The 23,375-nt window shown below is 49.5% G+C and carries 19 protein-coding genes; 10 read left to right on the top strand and 9 right to left on the bottom strand.

The features are described 5' to 3' along the window. Window positions 1-2 precede the first annotated feature (2 nt). Window positions 3-887 (bottom strand): UTP--glucose-1-phosphate uridylyltransferase GalU, encoded by an 885-nt coding sequence (gene galU / locus BDT_RS18275; RefSeq protein WP_015092729.1) that lies wholly within the window; start codon window positions 885-887, stop codon window positions 3-5. Between the two features lie 131 nt (window positions 888-1,018). Here galU and BDT_RS18270 point away from each other — a divergent pair, with 131 nt between their 5' ends. Beyond that, window positions 1,019-2,272 carry a hypothetical protein gene (locus tag BDT_RS18270; RefSeq protein ID WP_015092728.1) on the top strand — a complete coding sequence of 418 codons (1,254 nt, stop codon included), beginning with the start codon at window positions 1,019-1,021 and terminating at the stop codon, window positions 2,270-2,272. On the opposite strand, the gene BDT_RS18265 is transcribed toward BDT_RS18270, so the two are convergent. Further along, complete coding sequence (locus BDT_RS18265; RefSeq protein WP_041578106.1) at window positions 2,269-3,375, bottom strand: M23 family metallopeptidase; 1,107 nt, start codon at window positions 3,373-3,375, stop codon at window positions 2,269-2,271. The two genes, BDT_RS18270 and BDT_RS18265, sit on opposite strands and share 4 nt — an antisense overlap. Between BDT_RS18265 and BDT_RS18260 the strand changes: the two genes are divergently transcribed. Then, entirely contained in the window at window positions 3,374-4,201 is an 828-nt protein-coding gene (locus BDT_RS18260) for a hypothetical protein (RefSeq protein WP_015092726.1), read from the top strand. The genes BDT_RS18265 and BDT_RS18260 overlap by 2 nt on opposite strands. 303 nt (window positions 4,202-4,504) lie before the next feature. On the opposite strand, the gene BDT_RS18255 is transcribed toward BDT_RS18260, so the two are convergent. Together BDT_RS18255 and tig are read right to left on the bottom strand one after the other, a co-directional pair. Next, complete coding sequence (locus BDT_RS18255; protein WP_015092725.1) at window positions 4,505-5,866, bottom strand: TonB family protein; 1,362 nt, start codon at window positions 5,864-5,866, stop codon at window positions 4,505-4,507. A 226-nt stretch (window positions 5,867-6,092) separates the two neighbouring features. Then, complete coding sequence (gene tig, locus BDT_RS18250; protein WP_015092724.1) at window positions 6,093-7,406, bottom strand: trigger factor; 1,314 nt, start codon at window positions 7,404-7,406, stop codon at window positions 6,093-6,095. A gap of 128 nt (window positions 7,407-7,534) precedes the next feature. Between tig and BDT_RS18245 the strand changes: the two genes are divergently transcribed. From BDT_RS18245 to gshA, 4 genes are read left to right on the top strand one after another with little or no spacing between them, the layout of a single operon-like run. Then, complete coding sequence (locus BDT_RS18245) at window positions 7,535-8,404, top strand: ArsA family ATPase (RefSeq protein ID WP_015092723.1); 870 nt, start codon at window positions 7,535-7,537, stop codon at window positions 8,402-8,404. Continuing rightward, window positions 8,401-9,474, top strand: coding sequence for an ArsA family ATPase (locus BDT_RS18240; RefSeq protein ID WP_015092722.1), 1,074 nt, complete (start codon window positions 8,401-8,403; stop codon window positions 9,472-9,474). The genes BDT_RS18245 and BDT_RS18240 overlap by 4 nt, the downstream gene beginning before the upstream one ends. Then, entirely contained in the window at window positions 9,471-10,583 is a 1,113-nt protein-coding gene (locus BDT_RS18235; RefSeq protein WP_015092721.1) for a tetratricopeptide repeat protein, read from the top strand. The genes BDT_RS18240 and BDT_RS18235 overlap by 4 nt, the downstream gene beginning before the upstream one ends. A gap of 30 nt (window positions 10,584-10,613) precedes the next feature. Then, window positions 10,614-11,870, top strand: a complete 1,257-nt coding sequence (gene gshA / locus BDT_RS18230) for a glutamate--cysteine ligase (protein ID WP_015092720.1) — start codon at window positions 10,614-10,616, stop codon at window positions 11,868-11,870. Window positions 11,871-11,948: 78 nt separating this feature from the next. Here gshA and BDT_RS18225 read toward each other — a convergent pair whose 3' ends face one another. After that, on the bottom strand, window positions 11,949-13,196 hold the full coding sequence (locus BDT_RS18225; protein ID WP_015092719.1) for a hypothetical protein: 1,248 nt from the start codon (window positions 13,194-13,196) through the stop codon (window positions 11,949-11,951). Then, window positions 13,193-13,942 (bottom strand): TIGR02147 family protein, encoded by a 750-nt coding sequence (locus BDT_RS18220; protein ID WP_080602453.1) that lies wholly within the window; start codon window positions 13,940-13,942, stop codon window positions 13,193-13,195. Before BDT_RS18220 ends, BDT_RS18225 begins: the two co-directional genes overlap by 4 nt. 270 nt (window positions 13,943-14,212) lie before the next feature. On the opposite strand from BDT_RS18220, the gene BDT_RS18215 reads away from it, so the two are divergent. Beyond that, window positions 14,213-14,845, top strand: a complete 633-nt coding sequence (locus tag BDT_RS18215; RefSeq protein WP_080602452.1) for a hypothetical protein — start codon at window positions 14,213-14,215, stop codon at window positions 14,843-14,845. A 69-nt stretch (window positions 14,846-14,914) separates the two neighbouring features. On the opposite strand, the gene BDT_RS18210 is transcribed toward BDT_RS18215, so the two are convergent. Further along, the gene (locus tag BDT_RS18210; RefSeq protein ID WP_015092716.1) at window positions 14,915-16,417 is read right to left on the bottom strand and encodes a leucyl aminopeptidase; all 1,503 of its coding nucleotides are present in this window, start codon (window positions 16,415-16,417) and stop codon (window positions 14,915-14,917) included. 117 nt (window positions 16,418-16,534) lie between these two features. Here BDT_RS18210 and BDT_RS18205 point away from each other — a divergent pair, with 117 nt between their 5' ends. After that, window positions 16,535-17,173: an ATP-dependent Clp protease proteolytic subunit gene (locus tag BDT_RS18205; RefSeq protein ID WP_011166059.1), complete on the top strand. Its 639-nt coding sequence runs from the start codon at window positions 16,535-16,537 to the stop codon at window positions 17,171-17,173. Window positions 17,174-17,179: 6 nt separating this feature from the next. After that, the gene (clpX, locus tag BDT_RS18200) at window positions 17,180-18,475 is read left to right on the top strand and encodes an ATP-dependent Clp protease ATP-binding subunit ClpX (RefSeq protein ID WP_011166058.1); all 1,296 of its coding nucleotides are present in this window, start codon (window positions 17,180-17,182) and stop codon (window positions 18,473-18,475) included. 79 nt (window positions 18,476-18,554) lie between these two features. Here the strand turns inward: clpX and BDT_RS18195 are convergent, their stop codons facing one another. Together BDT_RS18195 and BDT_RS18190 are read right to left on the bottom strand one after the other, a co-directional pair. After that, complete coding sequence (locus BDT_RS18195) at window positions 18,555-18,944, bottom strand: response regulator (RefSeq protein WP_015092714.1); 390 nt, start codon at window positions 18,942-18,944, stop codon at window positions 18,555-18,557. Continuing rightward, entirely contained in the window at window positions 18,941-20,350 is a 1,410-nt protein-coding gene (locus BDT_RS18190; RefSeq protein ID WP_015092713.1) for a sensor histidine kinase, read from the bottom strand. Before BDT_RS18190 ends, BDT_RS18195 begins: the two co-directional genes overlap by 4 nt. Window positions 20,351-20,807: 457 nt before the next feature. Here BDT_RS18190 and lon point away from each other — a divergent pair, with 457 nt between their 5' ends. Further along, a complete protein-coding gene (lon, locus tag BDT_RS18185) occupies window positions 20,808-23,303 on the top strand; it encodes an endopeptidase La (RefSeq protein ID WP_041578099.1) in 2,496 nt (831 codons plus the stop codon). Window positions 23,304-23,375 lie beyond the last annotated feature (72 nt).

Raw genomic sequence — 23,375 nt, 5'->3', positions numbered from 1 at the left:
CCTTACTTCAGTTTTTCGGCCAGGCTTAGAATGTAGGATTTCAATTCCTGATTCAGCTCCGGACTTTGCAGGGCCAGTTCGATATTGGCCTGCAGGTAACCCAGCTTGTCGCCGGCATCAAAACGTTGAGCAGTGAAAGTCATGGCGTTCAGGCCGTGCTGGGCGCAAAGAACCTTCATGCTGTCGGTCAGCTGGATTTCGCCATTCAGGGTTGGTTTTGCATTTTGCAGAATATCCATGATCGCATTGTCGAAAACATAACGACCCGGAAGAGCCCAGCGGCTGCTGGTTTCATTGGCTTTGGGTTTTTCCACCAAAGAAGTCACTTTGAAAAAGCCCGTGGATTTTTCCTCGATTTCAGCAATGCCGTACTTGGAAACGTCCTTGTCTTCCACTTTCATCACAGAAATGGTGGAAGTCCCGGTTTCTTCAAAAGAGCTGACCAGTTGGGATGTCACATTCGGTTCACCGTGAAAGCCCATGGTGATTTCATCGCCCAGCAAAACCGCAAACGGTTCTTTACCCACAATCGGAAGACCGCAAAGCACTGCGTGCCCCAGGCCCATGGCTTGTTTCTGGCGGATGCTGATGATGTTGGCGGAATCACGGATGCGGGTCACACGCTCAAGCAGTTTTTCTTTGCCGTCTTTAGCCAGCTTGTCTTCAAGCTCGTAAGAAGTATCAAAGAAATCCTCGATGGCGTGTTTGCCACGGCCGGCGATCAGGATGATGTCCTCGATCCCGGCTTTCACCGCTTCTTCCACCACATACAGAATGATCGGAGCGTCCACGATGGTCAGCATTTCTTTCGGGACAGTCTTGGTGGCAGGCAGGAAACGGGTTCCGAGGCCGGCAGCGGGAATAATGGCTTTTTTAACTCTTGGCATAGACTATAAAATCTCAAACGTTTCATTCTAAGACAAGCCTTAACGAGGCCTGTCTCAATATGAAAAAGACTGCTGTTTTTCGCCAATATGCCGAAAAGAGATATGATAGTCTAGGTACAGGGGAGTATTCCATGAAAGTGCGTTTTAAAAAGGCGACCTGGCGTGCAGCGGGCGGCATCTTTGCCTCCTTCGTGCTGATCGTGTCGTTCCAGAACTGCGGAAAGGCCGGATTTGATTCCGACCTGGGCAGTGAGGTGGAAGCCGGCCTGACAGATGCTGAACTTTCCGCGAAATACGGCTCCACAACCGGAGCCAAAGTATCCGCCATTCCATTTGCTTTCGATGCAGGGTTTGACACGATCACGTACAACTCCTGTGCGGACACCCATTTGCGCAACAATCCGGCTTTCTTTTCCATTAAGGCCGGCGCTTACAGCACGGGTGGCGTCAAGCTGACGAATGAATTCTTTGATTACGCTGACACGAACTTTAATCCCGTATATCCAGCCACCGAGCTGACTGAAAACCAATACAAGGAATACCTGTCAGATTCCCCGGCCAATAACGGTGCGGTGGCGACAATGGCCATTCGTGTGAAAAACAGTCTGACCGATGTTTACACGGCTACGAACAAACTGACTTTGTGGACGGATGTGATTCCACTGGTGGCGCCGTTGACGGATTCCCTGGTGATGGATTCTTTCGCGCAGAAAAACACGACGGCGAACTATTTCCCGTTTTCACCTGAATCCCGCGTGATGGAAGCTCAGATGAATTTCAATTCAAGTGAATCACTGGCGAACGAATACCGCAGTACTTTCATGACGGCGGCGATTTTAAGTCTGACTTTCATGCCGAACAACGGCGAACTTTATGAGGTTCGTGCGCCAGCGGCAACCGCGCCGGTGAAAACGGCGTATGGTAAAGGTTATTCCATGGTGTTTACGCCAGCTCCGGTAAGTGGTGCGGCGGTGAACAACCCGAACAATATTCTTTCAAGCATTACTGAATATGATTTGCAGAATCCGACGACGGTGACCAAGAACTGGAACTGTGGTCGCCGTTATGCGGTGATCAGAACTCAGGATGCGTCTTCTCTTTGTCCGGCGCAGTCTTACAGTGATATCTCTGGCAATGCGACTTACCGCTCTGAATTGGCGGTGATGCGCCGTCATCTGCGTTCAGATCAGTGGGATGTGAATGTGGCTTTGAAGTGTGTGGTTCCGAAGGGCGGGGTTTCCTGTTACAAGGAAGAATCCATCAATGGTGCCGCCGTTACCGAATATGATCTGACGAAAGAATGCTTCCGCGAAAACGGAAGCTATTCCACCACAGTTCCCAACAGCCGTTGCATGCATTGGGTGACCGTTTGCACGCGTGACTAGTTTGCAGCTACGCGCGCTTCCAACATCGCTTCCATGTGCGATGGATAAGATTTGATGTACTTGATAGGGTCGACCATTCGGCCCTTTTTCTTTACCGCAAAGTGCAGATGCGGACGGGTGCAGTAACCTGTGCAACCCACTTCACCGATTCTTTCCCCGGCCGAAACTCTCAAACCCTGACGGATTCTTTTATCAATGCGATGAAGGTGATTATAGGCCGTCTCCATCCCGTTGGAGTGCAGCAGGATGATATAGTTCCCGGCGGCGTGATTACGTCCGTAACGAACCACCGTGCCCTTGCGGGGGGCATACACCGGTTCGCCCACGGGAAGCTCAAAGTCGATCCCCAGGTGCGGTTGCAGGCGTTTGGTGATTGGGTGAACGCGGTTGGGTTTAAAGCGGCTGGCAATTTTCAGGTAATCCACCGGCGCATAGAACGGCTTGTTTTCAAGCAGGTCGCCAGCGGCAAAAAACACGCCGCCACCTTTGTTATTACGAACAAACTTTTTCTGAACTGGACGGCCATTGATATCCAGTGAAGTCTGCAAAACCTCTCCGTATTTTACGAACTGACCCTGTTCGAACTTTCTTTCCACCACCAGCCAGAAATCAGCGCCGCGGCTGACGGCTCGCGGGGCAATATCAAAGGCATAGGCATCCATAAATCGAGTTGCCACCCAGTTGCTGTTGATTTTGGAAAGGATGCTTCCCAGCAGGGATCCATACACTTTGCCTTCCACGCGGGTGTGGCTGATTTTGTACTGCGGATCGTAAGCAAAAGCCTGAACCTTGCCGGATTTTTTGACGATGCGAAAAGCATCCGAAGTTTGAGAATCAAACATGCGCAGCTCGGTTTCGCCCTTCACCTGACGAACCAGATAGCGTGTGTCGAGAGTAAGGAACAGGTTGCGAAGCTTGCTGTTTGAGCCTACAACTGTTTCACGTTCACTCTGAGAAAAGCCATGCTGGCGCAGAATTGAAATCAGATTGTCGCCAAGACGAACAGGTTTTGCGGTAAATGTGCTGGCTCCGGCCTGGGCCGATTGATAGGATGTGAATGCCAAAAGAAATGCACTCACTAGTGTTACGAGGTGAAGATTCATGATGCCCCATCCTTTGAGCTTGTTAAAAAAACTTTCTGTTTTTTTCTGCTTTTATCTTATCGTGAACGTGGCCCATGCCCAAGTTTATAATTCCTCGACATCCGCAGCCACAGGCGGAACTGGACGTGCGACGGTGGAACCTGGTGATGTGTCATTCATGAATCCGGGTACTATGGTGCACTTAAAAGGCCGTCACTTCTTTTCTTCATTCGCAGAAAATCAGTTCGCCGCCAGTTTGAGCGATAACACAAAAGACAGCGCGATGCCGGCGGCTTTTGCCTTCGTGAAAAAGACTTCTGATGTATCGCTTGGTAAATTGGAAGAAAGTGATATGGCTTTGACTCTGGCGGAATTCGCGACTGAAAAGTGGGCGATGGGTGTGACGGGTCACTATCGTGAACAAAAGCTTCCAAACACCTCATACCGTCAGACCAATGCGGATATCGGCTTTATCTACACACCTCGCCCGAATATCGGTGTGGCCTTGGTGGGTTACAATCTTTTCGGAGAAGACAAGGATGCGCCGGAAGAGCTTCGTCGTAAAACCTCGGCCGGGGCGGGATTTAACTATATCCATAATCGCATGGTCCGAATCCGCCTGGATGCCACGACCGAATCTGAAGTTATGGGGGGCCTGGAAACTTATATGAATAATTTTTTGGTCAGCCGCCTGGGGTACTATAACGACACCAACGACAATAGGGAGCTTCTGACGGCTGGATTGGGCTTTAATGGCCCTAGATTCGCTTTGAACTATGCCTATGAAGGAAATCCCAAGGAGTCTGGGGATTACAGGCATTCAGTTGACTTGGGGATTCCGTTTTGATAACTAACTCATTCCGTTAAAAACCTAGGGGATAAAATGGCTTCAAAAACAAAAAAGACTGAATATATTCGCGAAAGAAAAAAAGCGACTAGCGGCAAAAAGCGTAAAGCTGCAAACCGCACTAAGGGCACTACAAAGTCTGCAAAGACTCTTTTCAAAGACTAATTGTCTTCTGAATTAAAGCACTTAGCTCAAAGCCCCTGGAGACGTCCAAGGGCTTTTTTTTATGCTTAAAACGCTCCGGGAAGGGGCTGAAACGAAAAAAGGGCTCCGTCTGGAGCCCTTTTGTTTTTTGGTCTGTTCTTATCTCTGACCAACGCTGCGTCGCAACATGCCGCCATCTTCCACCGCGCCCCCTTTGAGGTCCCAGCGGAATGGCAGTTCCACCCAGCCTTCCTGACCCGGATAGAAGCGCCATTTCTTCAGCGCCGTCAGGGTTTTGGAATCCAAGTTACGGAAGCCTGTCGACTTCATCATTTTAAACTGCTGAGGATAACCCTCTTTCGTGATGTAGGCATAGAAAGCTACTGCACCCTGGTCTCCGCGAAGACGCTCTTCGCGAGAATACTGCGGGCGTGGGTTGCCCGGCATCTGACGAAGCTGATCCAGGCTGCGAACGCCCGTCGGAGTTCCCGCCAGTTGTGTGCCCTGACCCGGAGAACCTGCATTCCCAGCGCCAGCGCCTTTACCCATGCCTCGGCCATTGCCTTCGCCGCCAAGACCGGCTTTTTTACTGCGAGCTTCACGTTCAGCAGCTTCGCGAGCGGCCGCGGCCATCGCAGCAGCACGTTCGTTTGCTAAAGCCGAAGCAATCGCTTTGGAGTTTCTTTGGCGCAGATCTGCCTGCTGGGCCGCCAGTTGGTCGGCTTCAGCTTTGTTGTCTTCATCCAAAGCCGCCAGGGATTCATCCTGTTCGGAAGCAAGTGCTGCCGCCAGTGCATCCATCGACTTCTTCTCATTTTCAAGCGCAGCACCTTGAGCGCGGTCCACGTTTGCGAAGTCTTCATTGAAGTCTTCATTCATGCTGGAGGCCACGGCGTGTTTGGCCAGTTGGCCTTCATCCAGCTCTGGAGCTTCAATATCATCAATCGTCATTGGAACGGCTTTGAACGCTGTTTTCGGAGCCACACTGCGACCGCCCTTGGCTGCCGCCACGGAAGGTTTAGTCGCCGATTTAGTGGCCTTTACTGGAACCGCTTTCGGAGCTTTCGCCACATTCTTGGCTTTGGCTTCCGCTTTAGGTTTGGCGATAACCACATCACCAGGGCTGCCGGCGTCTTCCAGTTTTTCTACAACCGGAGTATCAGCCGCAACCGGAGTTCCGCCTTGAGTCGGAGGCACTTTTGCTCCGCGCGGAGTGATCAAGCGCTGAGGAACGTCTTCGATTTCAATCGTGATGGTTTCAGTTTTTACCTGTTCAACCAAGGGCACCGTGACCATCATCGCCAGCAGCAGTGCGGCGGCGTGGACGGTGGCAGAGATCGTCAGGAAGCGGGAGGTTTTGCTTTGTTCCGGCTCGCGGTGGGCCATCAGGAAAGCATCAAAATCAATGGCCGTGTTATCGGCATTGGACTTCTTTGCTGGTGCAAAGTCAGCACTAGGCAGCTTGTAGTCGAACAGACTCAGCTGATCTTTTGACTTGTCATTATCGAGGTTAAAACCCATAGGCACTCCTGTAGCTATCCAAGAGTGCATTATCAATTCCCGGGCCATCCCTGTTATGGCTGGATTGCAGCTCGGGGGTGGTGGGTCTGTACTTATTTCAGGGATGTTAGGGCGATTGTCAGTCTTTATAGGGCCGCTGTTGCGACATTCTGGATATAAAAAAGCCCGCCAAGCATCGCCTGACGGGCTTTGGAAGTTTTAAACTTCAGAACGGAAATTCAGCAGACTAGTTGTTTTCTTCTTTCAAAGAACCAGCTGGAACTTCTTTAACTTTCACGGACTTGTTCAGGAAAGCGATTACTTTCTCTTCAGTCAGCATGTAAGTCAGGCGGGAAGCCTGCTCTGGACGACCATAGAATTCCTTGATGCGGGATTCTTCGATACCAGTTTGTTGAGCGTACTCAGCAAATTTAGCATCCAGGTCTTCTTTTTTGCAGAACAAGTCATGTTTCTTGGCAATAGCATCAACCAGGAAAGAAGACTGAATCATTTCAGCAGCCGTCTTTTCGAAGTCGCCATCCCATTTTTCAACGTAAGAAGCGAAGTCATCCGGACCCATGCCTTGTTCAGACATGCGTTTTTTGAAGTCTTCAACCAAAGATGCTTTTTGTTCTTTCATCAAGGATTGTGGAACTTCAACTGGATTTTCTTTCACCAAAGCTTTCAAAAGACGGTTTTTGAAGGCGTCTTCGATGCGTTTGGTTTCAGTTTGCTCAAGATCTTCCTGGATGGATTTTTTCAAAGTCTCAAGGTCAGTTGGACCGCCCAGAGTCGCCAGGAATTCGTTAGTCAGTTCAGGCAAAACTTTTGCTTTGATCTGGTTCAAAGTCACTTTGAACTCCACTGGTTTACCAGCAAGCTCTGCAGAGTGGTATGGATCCGGGAATTTCAAAGACAAAGTTTTAGTTTCGCCTTTTTTCATTCCTACGATGCCGTCTTCGAAACCTTCGATGAATTGTTTCGCGCCCAGTTCAAGATGGTGATCTGTGCCGGAACCGTTTTCAAGAGGCTGACCGCCCATGAAACCTTCGAAGTTGATAACAGCGATATCGCTCATGGTTACAGCGCGGTCTTCAGCAACAACTTCGAAAGTTGCGCGGGAAGCGCGGATGTTTTCAAGAACCTGATCGATTTTCTTTGCATCGAATTCAGCTTTTTCTTTTTCAACTTCCAGGCCTTCGTATTTTTTCAAAGCGATCTCTGGACGAACATCGAATGCTGCAGAGAAAGAGAAGTCTTTGTTCTCTGTTGGATCTGCGAATTCGAATTCTGGGTAGCTGATAGGTTCAAGCTTGTGCTCGTTCAGTGCTTCAGCGTAGTGCTTCTGGATCAGATCCTGAACCACGTCTTGTTTTACACGGTCGCCGTAAAGGCTTTTTACAGTCGCCAAAGGAGCTTTACCTTTGCGGAAGCCTTTGATGGTCACTTCTTTTTGGATGCCATTGAAGATTTTTTGGAAAGCTGTTTGAACTGCCGCAGCCGGAACTTCGATGTTCAACTTTCTGGAAAGGTTGGAAACCTTTTCTACATTTGATTTCATGTCTATTTCTCCTAGATTACGCCAACGCGTTATAAACTGGTGGATACTAAAAGACGGACCGACTTTAGGCAACTGTAATGCCATGCGTAATGCCTATAAATCAGAGGTCAGCCACACTCTTAGAACCTATGAAGCAAGAGATTCACTTTGTGACCGGAAAAGGGGGCGTGGGGAAGTCGGTTTTAGCCGCAGCCCTGGCGCTTAAAAAGAGCCAAGAGGGTAAAAAGACCCTTCTGGTCGAACTTGGAGATCAGAGTTTCTTTAAGGATTTCTTTAATTTACCCCAAGTTGGATTTCAGCCAGTTTCAATCAGACCCAATCTTTCCTTAGCCTTGTGGACCGGCGAAGCCTGTTTGCAGGAATACGCCCGTCATTTCATCAAGGTGGAAAGCCTGGCGAAGCTGTTCTTCGAAAATGCAGTGATGAAGGCCTTCATTAATGTGGCTCCTGCCTTGCCGGAACTGGCGATCCTGGGAAAAGTCACCAGCGGTCCCCGCAAACACGGCCCTGCGCTGCCGTTTGATTGTATTGTGGTGGATGCGTTTGCCACGGGTCACTTTATTGCTTTGCTGGAAGCTCCAAAAGGCATGGCCGAGGCCGTGCAGTTTGGTCCCATGGGTGAACAAAGCCGCAGTATCGATGCGCATATTCGCAATCCTGAAATCTGCAAATACCACGTGGTCACCTTGCCGGAAGAGCTTCCGCTGAAAGAAGCTTCAGAGTTGATCGCTCGCTTGAAAAACGAATTTGGTGTCACGGCTGAACTGATCATGAACAAGATGATCGAGGCGCCGGTGTCCGAGCAGACTTTGCAGGAAGTGCAGTCTGAAAATTCCGACCTTTCAAAATTTGCCGAGTATCTGGACGGTCATATTCGCCGTCAGAATCAAATGTGGGCGCAAGCTCAAGGGTTAAGCCCCGAGGTCACCCGTGTGCCGTTGTATTTTGAATCCAGCGCCTGGGCTCTGGTGGAAAAAACGGCGGAGGTGTTGAAGTGAGCCTGTTTAAAGACACCAAAGTTTTAGTCTGTGTCGGAAGTGGTGGCGTGGGTAAAACCACGATTGCGGCTTCCTTGGCCGTGCTTGCCGCCAAAGAGGGCAAGCGTGTGTTGGTACTGACTATCGATCCGGCGAAGCGCCTGGCGCAGACCCTGGGCATTGAAGGCACCAAAGACATCACCAAAGTTCCGGGGCAGAATTTCAAGGGCGAGCTGTATGCCTCGGTGATTGATCATAAAAAAACCTTTGATGATTTTGTCGCTCGCGCGGCGAAGAAAACAGAATCAGCTCAAAAGATCTTTAATAACAGCCTTTACAAGCAGCTTTCCACGAACTTAAGTGGTTCGCAGGAATTCACCGCTTTGGAAAAACTGTATTCCTGCTATGAATCCGGCCAGTTTGATCTGATCGTTCTGGATACGCCACCGACGAAGCATGCAATTGATTTCCTGAATGCTCCGCAAAAGCTTTCCGCACTTTTCAACGAAGGTGTGGCGAAATGGTTCCGCGATCCCGAAGGAAAAAAAGGCGGCTTCTTTGGTCACCTGCTTCAGACCGGTACGCGCCAGGTTCTGAAAGTTTTGGAATCTTTGACGGGGTCAAACTTCATCCGCGAACTGGGTGATTTCTTTGTCAATATCGAGCAATGGCAGGGGAAGCTGCAGGCCCGCACGATCGATGTGCATCGTATGCTGGTGGCGCCGACGACTCAGTTCTGTCTGGTGACGGCCTTTGATCAGGCGAAACTGAAGGAAGCTGAATACTTCTCAAGAGAAATCAAAAAAGGCGGCTACCATCTGGGCACGGTGGTTTTAAATCGTGTCTTCCCGTACTGGCTGGACCTCCGTTCGGCTCAGGACCCTGGAAAAGGCCATGAGGATCTTGTGAAGTTGTATTCACAGATGAGGTCCTACTACAATCAGAGGGATCAATTGTATCAGCAGTTTGAGTCGGGCATGAAGAATCAGGCCCGGGTCTTCCGCATCCCTGATCTGGTGAAGGATATTTCCGATCTGGGGGGCCTTGAAGAACTCAGCGCCCTGATTGTCGAAGGAGAAAAGAAAGCATGAGACTGATTTTGTCCACCGCGCTGGTTCTGCTTTCGGGATGTTCCTTGCTGGGGCAAAGAAGTCAGCCGGATGAAACTCAGGCGGTCCGCGCCACAGAGCTTGCTCAGATATCCAATGCGGAAAAAGTTTTAAATACGGGAAGCTTTGATCAGTCCTTGATTCTGTATAAGGAATTCCAGGGTCTGCATCCGCAGTCCACTTTTGTGCAGGCCGCCCGTTTGGGTGAAGCACAATCTTTGGCGGGACTTGAGCGCTGGCAGGAATCGTTGGATCTTTACCGTGATGTTGCAGTAAAAACCCGCAACTATCAGCCCGAGATTGCCGCGCAGGCCTTGTATCAAATGTCCTTTGCCTATGAGGCACAAGGCGATGATCTGCGCACAGTTTCATCTTTGTTGGATGCAAAGAAACTGGGTCAGTATTTGCCACTTGAAACTGCGGCCGCCGAAATTCCTGCTCGCCTGGCTATCGTTTATGGACGTCAGGATCGTGAAGACGATGCCGTGGCTTACTTGAATGAAGCTGAGCGCGGAATTGAAAAAGTTCAGACCGAAAAAGGCACCGAGCTTCCCAAAGACTGGCAGGCAAAAACTTATGTGCAAATGGGCGGGGTTTCCACTAACCAGCTGGGTGTACAGAATTTTACAGCCTTCGTGCGCGGGCAGAAGCTGGTGCAGATTTATCTGTTCAGAGCCGTGCGCTTGAATGACGCCAACTGGTCGGTGCGCGCCAAAACACGCCTGCAGGAAACTTACCGAGATCTGTTCACCGTGGTGGAATCACAGCGCGAACAGCGCCGGTTGCAGTCTGCTTTGGGTGCCGAACTTTTGGGTTTGATTGATCAGGCTGAATTGTATCGTCCGCCGACGGGGCAAAAAATGAATTCTCACGAAACAGAATTCTTCACCTTCCTGGCTGACGTGCGCAAGAAAACCGAGAATATTGTATATACGAACGATGAAGTCATGGGACTGACCGAGGAATCCCAGCGACTGAACAGTCTGCGCAGGTCCGGACGAGTCAAAGCCGACTCGCTCTTGCCTGATGAAGAGAAAGCCACTATACCTCTTCCTCCCAAAGTGGTTCCCTCGGAAGATCCTAATCTGTAATTTCTGTCGCTTTGGCCTTAAGGAGATACTATGGCGAAACTGATTCTGCACAAACAAACCCTCGCCAATATGAACGAGATCTGTGCTTGGTTTGCTTCCAAAACCGCAAACATGTCCTATCCGATTTATTCCAGTTACGACATTCGTGATTCGGGCTACAAAATTTCCAACGTGGATGCGAATATCTTTCCGGCAGGCTTTAATAATATCTGCCCGACAGACAAAGAATCCGCTCCGGCCCTGGTCGACAAGTACATCACCAAACACTACGGCGCCGGCATCAAGAACATCTTGCTGGTGACTGAAGAGCACACCAACAATGCTTTCTATTGGGAAAACGTTCACACCATCCGCAAGCTGATTGAAGCCACCGGTCGCGTCGTGAAAATCGCAATCCCCCGTGAACTGCCAGAGCCTTTGAATCTGACCAGTTCCGCCGGTAACGAAGTGACAGTGCACTCGGCTTTGAAGGGCGGGGAGCTTTTGAAAAGCTTCACTCCGGATCTGATCATCAGCAACAATGACTTCTCTGAGGCCTACGAGGAATGGGCTCCGACAATGAGCGAATTCCCGATGAACCCGCCAAGAGAGCTTGGCTGGTATCAGCGCAAGAAAAGCACGTACTTCAAATACTACAACCAGCTTGCCAGTGAATTTGCCGAAGTGGCCAAGATTGATCCTTTCTTACTAAGAGTTGAAACCGAACTGTTTGAGCACTTCGACATTGGGGATGAAAGCAGCCGCAATGCTTTGGCGGAAAAAGTGGATCAGATGCTGGCTCGCCTGCGTGAAGACTATAAAAAACGCGGCATCAACCAAGAGCCGTTCGTGTTTGTGAAAAACAACGCCGGCACTTACGGTTTGGCAGTGATTCGTGTGGGTTCCGGCGAAGAAGTGAAAGCCTGGTCCTACAAGTCCCGCAAAAAAATGAAAGCGGCCAAGGGCGGTCGTGACGTTGAAGAAGTCATCATACAGGAAGGCATTCCGTCCATCGTGGAAGCGGACGGCGCCAGTGCAGAGCCGGTGATTTATATGCTGGGCTGCGAGCTTGCCGGGGGTTTCCTGCGCACGCACGCCGAGAAAAGCTCTACCGAAAGTCTGAACAGTCCGGGTGCGGTTTATAAGCGTTTGTGTGTGTCGGATCTGGCGATCAATACGCCGGGCTGCCCGCAGGAAAACGTGTACGGCTGGACAGCCAAGCTGGGCCTGTTGGCGATTGCCATGGAGGCTCAGGAAATGGGCGCGGTCTTTAAGGGCTACACGCCGGTGGGCTGCGGTAAGCAGTAATCAGTGATTAGAGTTTCTGAAAATAAAAAAGGCCCCTCTGAAAAGAGCGGGCCTTTTTCTTTTGTCGACAACGTCGAACTAGTGACAAGCCGGAACAGACTGCGGTGTTCCTGAGGCAGAAATAGTCACGCTGCCTTCGCCGTTAGCCAGATTCTGGATAAACTGAATTTTGCCTTCAGTTTTATTCAGGCAAGGCGTTCCGCCCAAGCCCACTTCAGTCAGGTTCATGTTTTTATCAAAAGTGAACGTGGTGTTGTACACGTCAGTTTTGAACAGATCCGGAACCAGTTCGTAAGTGGTGCCCTTGTAGGTCAGCTGAGTTTTCTTGCTCAGCGTGCCGTCCACACGAATCACATTTTTCGCACCATCAAAGAACCACAGGCTGCCAAAGATCGCAAAGCCATTGCTTTCCGGAATGATCAGCATTGGCAGGTTGCAAGCGCCGTCGCGGGCAAAGTCAGGGTTCACACGCAGGGTGCGGATGTTGCCATCCTCCAAAGTCACACGGCCCATTTCAGGCACGGTGCTGCCGACACAAGCGTACTCCATGCCGCCGTAACCGAAGTACTGGTTGGCTGCCAAAGATGCAGAAAGAATACGACCCATTAGATCCATGAACACGTCAGAATCCACCCAGAAACCCTCTGGCGTGGTGTAACCCAAAGACAGCTTCAGGCCGTTTTCCTCGTAAGTGGTCAAGTGCAGTTCACGCAGCATCTTCAGATAGTCTTTTTTCATAAGACTGCGCATGTGGTGTGCATGAATAATACCGTTGAACAGGCGCACGCGTTCAGAGAACAGCTCGTTAGCCGTGCTGTTGATCACTTCACGATAGATAACCTCGTGAAGAATCAGAGCCGCCTGATTGTCGGCATCCAGCTGATTCCACAAGTTGGCATTCACCACATAGCGGGCTTTGTTCAAAATGGACGGATTTCTTTGGAAGACCACCTGCTCAAGAGTGCAGTCCTTCGGCACGGTCACAAGTCCCAGATCCGGAGTCTGGCGAATGCCCAGATCATTCACGAATTGCGCAGAGGCCATAAAGTCTTTTGCGCCCTCGCGGTACTGGCGAGCGCGTGCGGGATCGACCTGTTCCAGGCGAGTCGCAAGATCCACGGCTTTATCCACAGGAGTGACAGCTTTTGAATAAAGGATGGAACCCAGATCACGTGTGCTGACTTCGTATAGATCCAGAACGATTGGCGCCTTGCCGGTGCAGAACAGGGCAAAGCCGGCGTTACCGCGGTCATACCAGTTGTTGGCGTGAGCGGACACCGCGATCAGCGAAAGCAGGGATGTGATGACTAGTTGGCTGATTCTCATTTTTGTACCTTCGTTACCGGGAACAGTTGCACGTTCAGATTGTAGACGTCCGTTTTAGGCCCTTGGGTCATCAAGGTGGCCATTTTGCGGCGGAAGTTTCTGATCAGGCGTTTTGCCTCAGGGATTTTTTTACGGTTCATGGGGAATGTGATGGAAGTCACATCACGCAGATCCAATGGCACACGGTCCATGTTGTCCAGAACCTGAACCAGGGACTGCTTGTGCGAGCGGCGCAAAGATTCAGATGGGATGTTGTGGCTGGTTTCCAGTTGCTTGTGAGTGACGATGAATTTTCCTTCTTCGATCTGCAACAGACCCAGACGGCACAGACGCTCGATGGCTGCCTGTGCGACTTCAAACGGAATGTTCAGGCGGTCGGCAATCCAGTTGGCATTGGGCTGGAATGTTTTTACCGGCACCAGCGCCAGAATCGCAAAGTGGTACCAGTCGCAGATGACGCCGAACTCGTCTTCTTTAAGCTGTACTTCCGGCAGCAGAGTTTTGACTTTGCGTTTGTCGAACTCAATCAGATTTTTCAGATGAACGAAGTCGGTTTCGCCCATACCCAGGCCTTTGATAACCTGTTTACCCACCGACATGGTCATGATCCGGCGACCATTGATATAGTCACTGAGGCGGCTGGACGGAATACCCAGAATCTTGGCGAATTGGGCATTGGTCAATTGAGGCGCTGAAGAGCGTCGTCTTTGATACTCGTTTAATAGAAATTCGGACGTCTTATTCATAAGGACTGGGTTTATTGCATGCTTTCCCAGAGACTAAAAGAGGAAAAAACCAGAGACAAAATAGAGGTAAAATCGGATTGGTAATTACCGCGTTTTAAGGGGATGACAGGTGTTCCAGTGCCGGAACATCGGAAAATATTTCAGGTATTCTTACGGGAATTTCACCTCGACCTTGGTAGGCAAAATCTGCGACCTACGGCCAGCCCGTCACAAAGTAGGATATGTCAGAAACACGCCGTGCTATTCTTCAATAAAAGAGGGATCGCAAATATGAGAAAATTCTACGGAGTGGTCGGTCTGTTCACCGTGTGTTTTGTGGCAGGCTTTGCTTTCTTAAAATCCAACACTGACGAATATCAAATCAATCGTGATCCCGCAGCGGTTAGAAATAATTTCGACTTCTCTCACTTGCGTGGGGAACAGCTGCAAGAGGCTGTACGTCAGCGTCTGCTGGCGGGTTTGGAAATCAGAAAGAACACCCAAGGGGCAGGTATCGGTCTTGGCCACTTTGTCTTTATCGATGAAAACGGCAGCAAGAAACTTGCTTGTCAGGAATTCCAGAAAGTATTTTTGAGCTTTGAGGCAGAAGGTGTTTCTGTCGGTGGCGACAAGCCACAGATGGAAGTGGAGGGGCGTTGTGATGTTTCTTCCGACATGTCCCGTATCAATGCCTTGTATGTTCCGGTGCAAAAGATTTTGGGCGAGCATCCGGGTGATGGTGAATTCCAGTTCAACGAAGGTCCGAAGGTGACCGTGCGCTTTACGAACCTGCCGGAAGAATGGCCGCGTACGTGGTTGTTGAAATCCGTGAAGCTGGTTAATGAAAGCGCGTCTGAAGCGCTGGTCGTGGAAAGTGATGAAGTGGCGAAAACCCTGGGTCACCCGGTTGTGTTCAGCTGGTAAGATTCTTTCAAAATTTGGACATAAAAAAACCCCTTCAGGAACACTGAAGGGGTTTTTGTTTTCAGAAGCTTATGTGTACTGCTTCGCGATTTCAACGAAGGTACGGATCATCGCGCCGGAAGCGCCTTTCTTAGGGCAATATGGCAAACGATTGCCTACAGCCCAGCCGGTACCCGCGATATCGAAGTGCGCCCAAGGGATGCCTTCGCCCACGAACTGCTCAAGGAAGGCTGCTGCTGTTGCAGAACCTGCACCTTTGCCGGAAGAGATGTTGGAAAGGTCAGCGTAAGTGCCTTTCATGTCTTTAACGTGGAAGTCCGTCAAAGGCATGTTCCAAACCCATTCACCGGATTCAACAGCCGCTTTTTCAACTTTTGTTTTCAAAGCAGAGTTACGAGTGAAGTAACCAGTGTGAGTGTTGCCCAAAGCGATAACCATCGCTCCAGTCAAAGTCGCTGCATCCACGATCATTTGTGGTTGAAGCTCTGTCGCGTAAGAAAGAGCGTCTGCAAGGATCAAACGACCTTCAGCATCTGTGTTGTTCACTTCGAATGTTTTACCATTGCGAGCTGTGTGAACATCACCTGGTTTTGTCGCAGAACCGTTGATCAGATTTTCAGTGGAAGCCACAAGGCCTACTGCATTTACCTTCAATTTCAATTTTGCGATCGCCAGCAATGTGCCGATAACGTTCGCGCCACCGCACATGTCGTATTTCATTTCTTCCATGCCAGCGCCTGGCTTAATGGAAATACCACCGCAGTCAAAAGTCAGGCCTTTACCAACGAAGCACACTGGCTTTTTGGAAGCGGCAGCACCTTTGTATTCCATGATGATGAAACGCGGCTCTTGGTCAGAACCGTTGGAAACGCCCAACAGGCCGCCCATTTTTTCTTTTTTGATGCGGGCTTTATCCCACACAGTCACTTTCAGGTTGGCAACGCCTTTAGCGCCTTCAACTGCGTGGTCTGCAAGGATGGTCGGAGTCATCAGGTTGCCTGGCAAATCGCCCAGACGGCGGGAGAAGTTCACAACAGAACCCAGGATCGCGCCTTCGTTGAAAGCAGCTTTCACAGCTTTGTCGTTACCCAATTTGGAAACAACGTGAACGTTGATTTCTTTTGCGTCTTTTTTACCGGACATCAATTCGTTGAATACGTATGAAGTCAGGATCAGACCTTCAGCAGCCGCTTTTGCGAAATCTGCAGCGTCTTTTTTGCCAGCAGTGATGCCGTCGAAGTGAATGGCTGCTTCAGGCACGTTCAAAGCTTTGATCGCCTCGTAAGCGGAAGCCATGGACTGACGAACAGATTCGTGAGTGATTTCGTTTTCTTTGCCAAGACCCACCACGATTACATGGCGGAAACCATTGAAGCTGAATTCACGGAAAACAACAGTTTCCTGATGTTTGCCGGAGATCGTTTTTTCTTCCAAAGATGGCAGCAAAGCTTTGTGAATTTCAGAATGAGTCACTTTTGCGAGCTTGTCTTTTTGAGAAGAAGACTTGGAAAACACGACCAAAGCCGGGCAAGTCAATGTGTCGATGTCTTTGTTAAGTAAGTTGAAAGCCATAAAAACCCCTTAATATTATTCGGTTTTGTTGTGCGTTAATAGATGTAGCACAGCAGTTTTGGGGGTCAAAGGCTTTTTGATAAAGTCCTGCCATAGTATTCCGATAGGTAGCACAGTATGACACCTCAATCACAACCACAGGAGACAGCAGTGGCCCTCATACCTTACGTCATCGAGCAGACCTCAAAGGGTGAAAGATCTTACGATATTTACTCCCGACTACTAAAAGACCGCATTATCATTCTTGGTACTGCCGTTACTGATGAGGTGGCGAACTCTATCATTGCCCAGATGTTGTTCCTTGAAGTGGACAATCCTGAAAAGCCGATTCATTTGTACATCAATTCTCCAGGGGGCAGCGTGTCTGCGGGCCTGGCGATCTACGACTTTATGCAGTTCGTAAAGTGCGACGTGGCGACCTATTGCATGGGTATGGCTGCGAGCATGGGTTCGTTGCTGCTGACCGCGGGTACAAAGGGCATGCGTTACAGCCTGCCGAACACCCGTATCATGATTCACCAGCCGCTTCTTTCCGGCGGGGGTCTATCCGGTCAGGTGACGGACATTGAAATCCACGCCAAAGAACTTGTGAAAACAAAAGAGAAATTGACTCGCATCTACGAGACACACACTGGCAGAGACTATGACACCTTGAGAGCGGCCATGGAACGCGATAACTTCATGGATCCTTATCAGGCGAAAGAGTTCGGTTTGCTTGATCATGTGGTTGAATCCCGTAAGGCAAAAAAAGGATAAGAGCCGATGACAACTAAAGATACCAACGGTGCTTTGAGATGCAGCTTCTGTGGCAAGGGCCAAAAAGAGGTCAAGAAATTGATCGCCGGTCCTGGCGTGTACATCTGCGATGAGTGTATCGATCTTTGCAATGACATCATTGACGAGGAAAAAGAGCGCGAGACGGCAGTCAAGGGCACGTTCAAAGTTCCCAAGCCTTCCGATATCAAAACTTATCTTGATGACTATGTGATCGGTCAGACGCAAGCCAAGAAAACTTTGGCAGTTGCGGTACACAATCACTATAAGCGTGTGAATGCGATGTCCGGCGGTAAAAAATCCGCTGACGTTGAAATGCAAAAATCCAACATCCTTCTGATCGGTCCGACAGGTTCCGGTAAGACCTTGTTGGCTCAGACAATTGCCAAGGTTCTGAATGTGCCGTTTGCGATGGCCGATGCGACGACTTTGACGGAAGCCGGTTATGTCGGTGAAGACGTTGAAAACGTGGTGTTGAACTTGCTGCAGGCTTCTGACTATGACGTGGAAAAAGCGCAAAAAGGCGTGATCTACGTGGACGAGATCGACAAGATCTCCCGTAAGTCTGAAAACCCGTCCATCACGCGTGACGTGAGCGGTGAGGGTGTGCAGCAGGCGTTGCTGAAAATTCTCGAGGGCACTGTGGCGAATCTGCCTCCTAAGGGCGGTCGTAAACATCCTCAGCAGGAATTCATCCAGGTTGATACGACGAATATCCTCTTCATCGTGGGTGGTGCGTTCGTGGGTCTGGACAAGATCATCGAACAAAGAACGACGAACAAAACCATGGGTATCGCGGCAGACATCCGCACATCCGAGGAAGTTGAAAAGAGCGCGAATCTGCTTTCCAAAGTGGAGCCGGACGATCTTTCCAAATTCGGTCTGATCCCGGAGTTCATCGGTCGTCTTCCGGCGATTGCGGTTCTGGCGCCATTGGATGAAGAAGCTTTGCTCGACATCCTGGTTCGTCCGAAGAACGCGATCACGAAGCAGTACCAGAAGCTGTTCAGCTTCGAGGGTGTGGAACTGAAGTTTACGGAAAAAGCCCTGCGTGCAGTTGCCCAGATGGCCTTGAAACGTAAAACCGGTGCCCGCGGCTTGCGTGGAGTTCTGGAAACAGCGATGTTGGATGTGATGTACGATATTCCTTCCAAAAACAATGTGAAGGAAGTTGTGATCGATGAAAACGTGATCAACGAAGGCGCTCAGCCGATGCTCGTCTATAAAACCGACGAAGAAATCCGCGCAGAGGAAGAAGAAGCGAAAAAGAAAAGCTCTGCCTAGTCAGGCCGGAGCTTCCTAAAAGCCGAAAACTAAAAGACCCGGGTTTCCCCGGGTCTTTTTTTATTTTTAGCTATTCAGATTATTCCGTCAGTTTCAGATCCAGGCGAACGGCGTCTCCCAGGCGGCTGAAATCCACCGGCTTGCTGAGGAAGCGGGTGGCCCCCAAGGATTCGGCCTTGTTGCGGAATTCAGAAGATTCATAGGCGCTGACCATATAGAACGGCACCTTGATATGAAGGCCCTTGACGGCCTGTAAAAGCTCAAATCCATCCATGCCAGGCATATTGATGTCTGAAAGAATCAGGTCGACCTTGGCCCCTTCCGGGCTTTTCAGAAAGTCCAGGCAGTCCGGTGCATTCAGGAAAGAGGTCAGATTGAGATCTCCCCAATGTGCAAACAGCTTTTTGAACTTTAATTTATAAAGCAGGTGTGTGTCTGCTTCATCATCGACTATCACAATGTGGATCATGAATTCGGTCTTTCGTGTGTAAGGGGCAGGGACATCGAAAACTCTGTCCATTGCCCGAACTCGCTGTTGTATTTTAATGTGCCACCGTGTTTCTGGGCAATATTAAATGCAACAGTCAGTCCGAGTCCAGCTCCTTCACCCGCTGACTTTGTCGTCAAGAAAGGATCAAAGATTTTTTCACCAAGAATTGTGGGGATGCCCACACCATTGTCGCGGATGGTGATTTCCACCATGTCCCCGCGCACGGCTGTGGACAAAATAAGTTCTGGTTCGAAGTTCTTATTGGCGCGCACTTTCTTTTCCAACGCATGGATCGCATTGTCCACGATATTGGAAAGAGCCCGCAGCAAAGACGTTGTGTACACCGGAGCTTTGACGGATTCACCCAAACGGTAAGTCACCTTCGGCGGCACATAGCTTGAACCCAAAGAGCGGGTTGAAACGGTGTCCTGATAGGATTTTTTAACGATCTCATTGATGTCAGTAACTTCCAGCACATCGCTGTCGTAACCGGACAGGATCTGCATGGAACGCACGATCTGATCAATGCGTTGACTGTGTTTCAGAATCACGCGGCTGATCTCTTTGATCTCTTCCAGATTTTCTGAATCAGTCAGCAGTTCAGAGAAATTCAGAACGAAGTTCAGCGGATTGCGGATTTCATGCGCCACGCTGGCGGTCAGACTTCCCAAAGACGCCAGACGTTCTTGCGCCACCAAAGTCGCCTGCATGCGTTTGATCTGCATCATCGCTTTTTCCAGGCTTTCGTTTTTCGTGGTCAGCTGGCGGGTGCGCTCGGCGACCTTTTGCTCCAAAGCCTGATTCAGGCTTTCCAGTTTCTGATTGGCTTCCAAAAGCTCGGACCGGAACTGATTGATGGATTCAACCAGAACATCCAGTTCATCCTGCCCTTTGTGGGCCCGGCGTTTCAGCTCCAGATCCTTGGCGTCGCGGCCGCGGTTTTCCGCCAGATAGCCGGCGATATGCTTGATATGAACCACCAGGATGCGGTTGAAGATGAAATACAGGAAGAACACCACGACTGCGGTTTTGGCCGCTTGGCGAATGAAGATCCAAATGGCTTCCTGGAAGTACTTTTCACGCAGGCTTTTGATATCCAGTTCGACATCCAAAGCGCCCAGGATTTCATTGGTGTTCTTGTGATAGATATCAAAGCGCTTGTGGCTTTCTTCGGTGGGGTCGGACTTTCCGGTCTCGTAGATGGTTTTATTGTCAGCCACCAGACGCAAATAGCTTACGCCTTGCAAACGACCCAGACCATCAAGCTGAATTTCCAGTAGTCTTGTGTCATATGACCACAGATGTTCGGCCATGGAATCAAGGTAAGAGTTCTTGATGATGGTAAAGTTGTTCTGCAACTTATCAAAATCTCTTTGATAGTCCATGATGAGTTGGAATGCGGTAAGAATCAGTGTCGCAAACGAGCTTACGGCCCAAGTCGCTATAAGCAGCTTGAGTGATAGCGAGTTGGTGCGGAACCATCTTTTGCTGTCTCTGGGTGTCACATAGCACTTATCGAACAAAATGGCTTAAAAGGGCATCAAAATGTTAGGACCTGGAATTACAATTAGGAAAGATTCTCAATTTCCGACACTTATTAGAATTATTTTCGGTTAGCATTAGGGCTGATTATGATGCCTAAAATTAGGGCAAATTGGACTCGCTTCTAGGACCAGAAGTCTTTTTCTCTGCAATATATTTACTTCCCAGCAATCATACACATAGTTAGACTGAGTATAAGAATTTGCTCAAGGTTGAGATGGATTTTTTAACCTAAGCAGATTTGGTTCGGTTCTAAGTAGGAACGAGCCTGCTCGTTAACCCACAGGGAGGGATAGGATTATGAGCGAGGGAAAAGTACAACAACTACCACTTTTGCCCCTAAGAGACCTCATCATTTTTCCGCATATGATGATGCCTTTGTTTGTCGGTCGTGAAAAGAGCATCAACGCTCTTGAAGAGGCGATGAGCAAACAAACCGACATCGTTTTGGCCGCTCAAAAGGACGCCAAAACCAACAATCCCGAACCTAAAGATATCTTTGCAATCGGTACAGTTGGAACAATCATCCAATTGCTTCGTTTGCCGGATGGAACTGTGAAGGTTCTGGTTGAGGGTAAACGTCGCGTAAAGATTAAGAATTTTGTAAACAACGATAATTTCTTCACGGTGGCGGTTGAAGCCCTGGATGAAGATCCTACAAATATCGTTGAAGCGCAGGCTTTGGTTCGCTCCGTAAAAGGAACGTTCGAGACCTACGTGAAACTGAACAAGCGTATCCCGCCAGAGATTCTGATGCGTGTTTCGACCATCGAAAATCCAGGGGAGCTTGCAGATATCATCGTGGCTCAGCTGAACCTGAAACTTGAAGACAAACAGACCGTTTTGGAGATCATTGATCCTTCCAAGCGTCTGGAACACCTTCTGAACCTGATGACCGGCGAGATCGAAATCCTTGAAGTGGAAAAGAAGATCCGCACACGCGTGAAGAAACAGATGGAGCGCTCTCAGAAAGAGTACTATCTGAATGAACAAATGCAGGCCATCCAGAAGGAGCTTGGTGAAAAAGACGATTACCAGGCAGAGCTTCAGGATCTTGAGATCAAGACCAAGAACAAAAAAATGAGTCAGGAAGCCAAAGACAAGGTCATGAAAGAGATTAAAAAACTCAAAATGATGTCACCTATGTCTGCGGAAGCGACAGTTGTTCGCAACTATATCGACTGGGTTCTGTCTTTGCCTTGGGCTGACTACACAGAAGAAAAACACGACATCAAAAATGCCCAGCGCATTCTTGATGACGATCACTGGGGTTTGGAAAAAGTCAAAGATCGTATCCTGGAGTACCTGGCAGTATTGTCTATCTCCAAAGATATGAAAGGGCCTATCCTTTGCCTGGCGGGTCCTCCAGGGGTGGGTAAAACTTCCTTGGCAAGATCCATCGCGGAATCTTTGAATCGTCCATTTGCGCGTATCTCTTTGGGTGGCGTGCGTGACGAAGCGGAAATTCGCGGTCACAGAAAAACATACGTAGGTGCGATGCCAGGTAAAATCCTGCAGGCGCTTCGTAAAGTGGACAAAGGTAATCCACTGGTTCTTCTGGATGAAATCGACAAAATGGCGAATGACTTCAGAGGTGACCCGGCGGCTGCGATGCTTGAGGTTTTGGACCCTGAGCAGAACAACAACTTCCAGGATCACTATCTGGAGCTTGAATACGACCTGTCCAAGGTGATGTTTATCGCGACAGCGAACTCCTTGCACACGATTCCAAGACCTCTTTTGGATCGTATGGAGATCATCAATCTTGAAGGTTATATCGAGCAGGAAAAATTCCACATTGCGAAGAACTATCTGGTTCCGAAGCAGTTGGAAAACCACGGCTTGAAAGACTACAAAGTCACCATCAAGGATGACACCATCCGCGATGTGATCCGCTACTACACTCGTGAAGCGGGCGTTCGTAACCTGGAAAGACAGTTTGCAAACGTGGCTCGTAAGGTCGCTAAAGATATCGTGATGAACGAAACTTTGGAAAACTTCAAAGCCGACACTAAAACAGAGAAAAAAGCTGTAGCGGCCAAAAAAGGCGCGAAAACGGCGAAGACTTCCACAAAGAAGAACGAAGGTTATGTGGTTACTCCGCAGAAACTGGTCGAGCTTCTGGGTCCGCACAAGTACAAGTTCGGTATGATCGAGACTGAAAACGAAATCGGTCTGACGAACGGTATGGCTTGGACGGAAGTGGGCGGTGACCTTCTGGCAGTCGAGGTGAGCGTGGTGCCGGGTAAAGGCAAGTTCACAGTGACCGGTCAGCTGGGTGATGTGATGAAAGAATCCTGTGCGGCGGCGATGAGCTATGTTCGATCCAGAGGTCCTTTGTTCGGTTTGGACAAAGAGTATTTCTCGAACATTGATGTGCACATCCACTTGCCAGAGGGTGCAGTTCCTAAGGACGGTCCTTCTGCAGGTATCGCACTGACGACTTCCATCGTGTCAGCGATCATGAAAGTCCCTGTGAAGCGCACAGTGGCGATGACTGGTGAAGTTTCCCTTCGCGGTCGCGTGATGGCCATCGGTGGTCTGAAAGAGAAGATCCTTGCTGCTCACCGCGGTGGCATCAAGCTGATCATCTGCCCTAAGGAAAACGAAAAAGATCTTAAGGACATCCCTAAGGATGTAATGAAAGATCTGAAAGTGATCCTGGTGGACCATGTGGATCAGGTTCTGATCAATGCTCTGGACATCAAGTCTCCGAAAGAATTGTTCAAGATTCAGAAGGAGCGCGAGTTCGGAATCAAAGCTCAGTACACGGGTCAGTCGGTACACCACCACTAAGAGTGGTTGGAGATTAGAGACTTCAAATTTGACGAGAGTCGAATAAAAAAGGCCGGTAGAAATACCGGCCTT

Source organism: Bdellovibrio bacteriovorus str. Tiberius (genome assembly GCF_000317895.1).
GTDB lineage: Bacteria > Bdellovibrionota > Bdellovibrionia > Bdellovibrionales > Bdellovibrionaceae > Bdellovibrio > Bdellovibrio bacteriovorus_F.
Note: the sequence above shows the minus strand (reverse complement) of the source record. Positions and strands in the feature narration are given on the sequence as shown.

Bases quoted from the DNA above. Each gene is read 5' to 3' on its own strand.
- BDT_RS18235 (WP_015092721.1), top strand. From the start codon at position 9,471: ATGAGACTGATTTTGTCCACCGCGCTGGTTCTGCTTTCGGGATGTTCC.
- BDT_RS18260 (WP_015092726.1), top strand. From the start codon at position 3,374: ATGATGCCCCATCCTTTGAGCTTGTTAAAAAAACTTTCTGTTTTTTTC.
- galU (WP_015092729.1), bottom strand. From the start codon at position 887: ATGCCAAGAGTTAAAAAAGCCATTATTCCCGCTGCCGGCCTCGGAACC.
- BDT_RS18255 (WP_015092725.1), bottom strand. From the start codon at position 5,866: ATGGGTTTTAACCTCGATAATGACAAGTCAAAAGATCAGCTGAGTCTG.
- BDT_RS18190 (WP_015092713.1), bottom strand. From the start codon at position 20,350: ATGGACTATCAAAGAGATTTTGATAAGTTGCAGAACAACTTTACCATC.
- BDT_RS18220 (WP_080602453.1), bottom strand. From the start codon at position 13,942: ATGAATAAGACGTCCGAATTTCTATTAAACGAGTATCAAAGACGACGC.
- BDT_RS18215 (WP_080602452.1), top strand. From the start codon at position 14,213: ATGAGAAAATTCTACGGAGTGGTCGGTCTGTTCACCGTGTGTTTTGTG.
- BDT_RS18225 (WP_015092719.1), bottom strand. From the start codon at position 13,196: ATGAGAATCAGCCAACTAGTCATCACATCCCTGCTTTCGCTGATCGCG.
- BDT_RS18245 (WP_015092723.1), top strand. From the start codon at position 7,535: ATGAAGCAAGAGATTCACTTTGTGACCGGAAAAGGGGGCGTGGGGAAG.
- tig (WP_015092724.1), bottom strand. From the start codon at position 7,406: ATGAAATCAAATGTAGAAAAGGTTTCCAACCTTTCCAGAAAGTTGAAC.
- BDT_RS18195 (WP_015092714.1), bottom strand. From the start codon at position 18,944: ATGATCCACATTGTGATAGTCGATGATGAAGCAGACACACACCTGCTT.
- BDT_RS18265 (WP_041578106.1), bottom strand. From the start codon at position 3,375: ATGAATCTTCACCTCGTAACACTAGTGAGTGCATTTCTTTTGGCATTC.
- lon (WP_041578099.1), top strand. From the start codon at position 20,808: ATGAGCGAGGGAAAAGTACAACAACTACCACTTTTGCCCCTAAGAGAC.
- BDT_RS18270 (WP_015092728.1), top strand. From the start codon at position 1,019: ATGAAAGTGCGTTTTAAAAAGGCGACCTGGCGTGCAGCGGGCGGCATC.
- gshA (WP_015092720.1), top strand. From the start codon at position 10,614: ATGGCGAAACTGATTCTGCACAAACAAACCCTCGCCAATATGAACGAG.
- BDT_RS18205 (WP_011166059.1), top strand. From the start codon at position 16,535: ATGACACCTCAATCACAACCACAGGAGACAGCAGTGGCCCTCATACCT.
- clpX (WP_011166058.1), top strand. From the start codon at position 17,180: ATGACAACTAAAGATACCAACGGTGCTTTGAGATGCAGCTTCTGTGGC.
- BDT_RS18210 (WP_015092716.1), bottom strand. From the start codon at position 16,417: ATGGCTTTCAACTTACTTAACAAAGACATCGACACATTGACTTGCCCG.